Here is a 2992-nt window from a genome sequence, read left to right as displayed (position 1 = left end):
GGAGAGTATGATGGCCGATGTCGATGGCAGCTGGGATTGCACCGTCAAATCGCCGCTGGGCGACCAGAAGATGACCGTCGTGGTCAAGACCGAGGGCAATGCCTGGAACGGCACCGTCTCCGGCGCGATGGGCTCGAGCGATCTCAGCGGCGAGGCCGACGGCAACACCATTAGCTGGAAGCAGCAAATGACCGTGCCGATGCCGATGACGCTGGACTGCAAGGCCACCGCGGAAGGCGACACGCTGACCGGCACCGTCGGCGCGGGCGCATTCGGCAGCTTCCCGCTGTCGGGCACGCGCACCGCCTGATTCCGGGTTGAGGATTGAGAAGGGGCCTGCTTCCGGAGACGGAAGTGGGTCCTTTCGCGTTTCAGATGACGACAACGTCCACTCGCAAATGCCACCCCGGCGAAGGCGGGGCTCAGGTGGGAAGGTGGATCTCATTGTGCGCTACGCTCGGTCACCCCTGACCAATCGATCTTCAACGCTCCCGATATGCACCCTTCTTGTGTCCCCGCGAAGGCGGGGACCCAGTACTGGGCTCCCGCCTTCGCGGGAGCACGATGGGTGCCGGGGTAGTGCTCTCATGTCGAAGCCAACACACGTCGATCCAGCGGACAACGGCGCCGATTGGACGCGCCGCCAAATCTCGACTCCCAGCAAACGCTGCGCCCGCTACCGCATCACCCGCGTAACATGCCCCATCTTGCGCCCCGCCCGCGCAGCGCCTTTGCCGTACAGGTGCAAATGCGCACCCGGCTCGGTCAGCACCGGCTGCCACGCATCCTCGCCGATCAGGTTCTCCAGCGTCACCCGGCTGCCCGTCAGCGCGGTGCTGCCCAGCGGCAGGCCGCAGATCGCGCGGATATGGTTCTCGAATTGCGAGGTTTCGGCGCCCTCGATCGTCCAATGTCCCGAATTGTGCACCCGCGGCGCCATTTCGTTGAACACTGGGCCATCGGCGCCGACGAAGAATTCGCAGGCGAGCACTCCGACATAATCGAGCCGCTCGGCGATGCGCAGCGCCAGCGCGGTCGCTTCCTCGGACTGTTCGATCACCTCGCGCGGTGCAGGCAGCGTCGACGTGCGCAGGATCGCGTCTACGTGGACATTGTGCGGGGAATCGTAGCGCACGCACCCGCCATCCTCGCCGCGCGCGATCAGGATCGAGAATTCATGACTGAACGGCACGAACGCCTCGAGGATCGCGGGCCCGCCGATCGTCTCCCATGCGGCATCGACGTCGGCCGGCGTGTCGAGCTTGACCTGTCCCTTGCCGTCATAGCCGAACCGGGCGGTCTTGAGCACCGCGGGCGTGCCGACCGTCTCGATCGCGGCCGCAAGCGTCTCGCGGCTGTCGACCGCCGCCCAGCGCGCCGGACGGCCCCCGACCGATTCGACGAAGCGCTTCTCGGCGATCCGTTCCTGCGCCACCGCCAACGCGCGCGGGTGGGGGTGGACCGGCACGCGCGCCGCGAGCCACTCAACCGGCGCCAGCGCGATATTCTCGAATTCGTAGGTGACGACGTCGCACGATGCCGCGAAATCGGCGAGCACGATGCGATTGTGATAGTCGGCGCGGGTGAGGCTCGACGCGGTCTGCGCGGCGACGCTCTCGCGGTCGGGGGCCAGCACATGCGTGCGATAGCCGAGCTGCGCGGCGGCGACCGCGAGCATCCGGCCGAGCTGGCCGCCCCCGAGGATGCCGATCGTCGCGCCGGGCAGGATCATGCCGGGTCGGTCGCCACGGCCTCGGTCTGCGCGGTGCGCCACGCGACGAGGCGGTCGGCAAGCGCTGGGTCGGCCGTGGCGAGGATCGCAGCGGCGAGCAGCCCCGCATTGGTCGCGCCCGCCTTGCCGATCGCCAGCGTGCCGACCGGAATGCCGGCGGGCATCTGCACGATCGATAACAGGCTGTCGCGGCCCTTCAGCGCCTTGGATTCGACCGGCACCCCGAGCACAGGCAGATGCGTCAGCGCGGCGACCATGCCCGGCAGGTGCGCGGCGCCGCCAGCGCCCGCGATCACGATCTTTAGGCCACGATCGGCAGCGGTCTTCGCATAATCGTAGAGCCGGTCGGGGGTGCGATGCGCCGACACCACCCGCGTCTCATGCGCGACGCCGAGTTCGGTGAGGATGTCCGCGGCGCGCGTCATCGTCTCCCAATCGGAGGTGGAGCCCATGATGATGCCGACAAGCGGTTGCGCCATCGGCCGCGGTTAGCGGGCAGGCCGGGTGGCGGCAAGCCCCACTGGCGCCTCGCTCACACGATCTCGAACAACCCCGCCGCACCCATGCCGCCTGCGGTGCACATCGTCACCACGACATAGCGCACCCCGCGCTTGCGGCCTTCGATCAGCGCATGGCCGACCAGCCGGCTGCCGGTCATGCCGAACGGGTGCCCGACCGCGATCGCGCCGCCGTTGACGTTGTACTTCTCTGGATCGATGCCGAGGAAATCGCGGCAGTACAGGCATTGCGACGCGAACGCCTCGTTGAGTTCCCACAAGCCGATGTCCGCGACCGACAGCCCGGCACGCTCGAGCAGCTTGGGCACCGCGAAGATCGGGCCGATGCCCATCTCCTCGGGTCCGCAGCCTGCCGCTTGAAAGCCGCGGTAGAGGCCCAGGATCTCCTTGCCCTCCGCAACCGCAGTGTCGCGGTCCATCAGGATCTGCGCCGATGCGCCGTCGGACAATTGGCTGGCGTTACCCGCGGTGACGTTGCCGCCGGGACCGGAAAAGCCGCCGCCCGGCCAGACCGTCTTCAGGCCTGCAAGCCCCTCCGCGGTTGTCCCGGCGCGGATGCCCTCGTCCTGGGTGACCGTGACGCTCTCGGTGCCGGTGCGATTGCCCTCCTTGTCGAATAGCGCCTTTTGGACCGTGATCGGCGCGATCTCCTCGGCGAAGGCGCCCTTGGCGATCCCCTCGGCGGCGCGCTGCTGGCTCATCGCGGCATAGGCGTCCTGCGCCGCGCGCGTGATGCCGTAGC

General features: G+C 68.2%; 4 protein-coding genes. 1 reads left to right on the top strand and 3 read right to left on the bottom strand.

Translation table 11 applies throughout. The features are described 5' to 3' along the window. The first annotated feature begins 10 nt into the window (after positions 1-10). A complete protein-coding gene (locus tag VF643_RS04100; protein ID WP_331042101.1) occupies positions 11-310 on the top strand; it encodes a hypothetical protein in 300 nt (99 codons plus the stop codon). 366 nt (positions 311-676) lie between these two features. Here VF643_RS04100 and VF643_RS04095 read toward each other — a convergent pair whose 3' ends face one another. From VF643_RS04095 to VF643_RS04085, 3 genes are all read right to left on the bottom strand, one after another. Then, positions 677-1732, bottom strand: coding sequence for a 5-(carboxyamino)imidazole ribonucleotide synthase (locus VF643_RS04095; RefSeq protein ID WP_331042100.1), 1056 nt, complete (start codon positions 1730-1732; stop codon positions 677-679). Beyond that, positions 1729-2211: a 5-(carboxyamino)imidazole ribonucleotide mutase gene (gene purE, locus VF643_RS04090; protein ID WP_331042099.1), complete on the bottom strand. Its 483-nt coding sequence runs from the start codon at positions 2209-2211 to the stop codon at positions 1729-1731. The genes VF643_RS04095 and purE overlap by 4 nt, the downstream gene beginning before the upstream one ends. Positions 2212-2264: 53 nt before the next feature. Next, positions 2265-2992: acetyl-CoA C-acyltransferase (locus VF643_RS04085; RefSeq protein ID WP_331042098.1), on the bottom strand; the 728-nt coding region annotated here is incomplete at its 5' end.

Origin of the sequence: Sphingomonas sp. (genome assembly GCF_036387595.1) — a bacterium.
Taxonomy (GTDB): Bacteria; Pseudomonadota; Alphaproteobacteria; order Sphingomonadales; family Sphingomonadaceae; genus Sphingomonas.
This window is presented reverse-complemented; position numbering and strand designations above follow the sequence as displayed.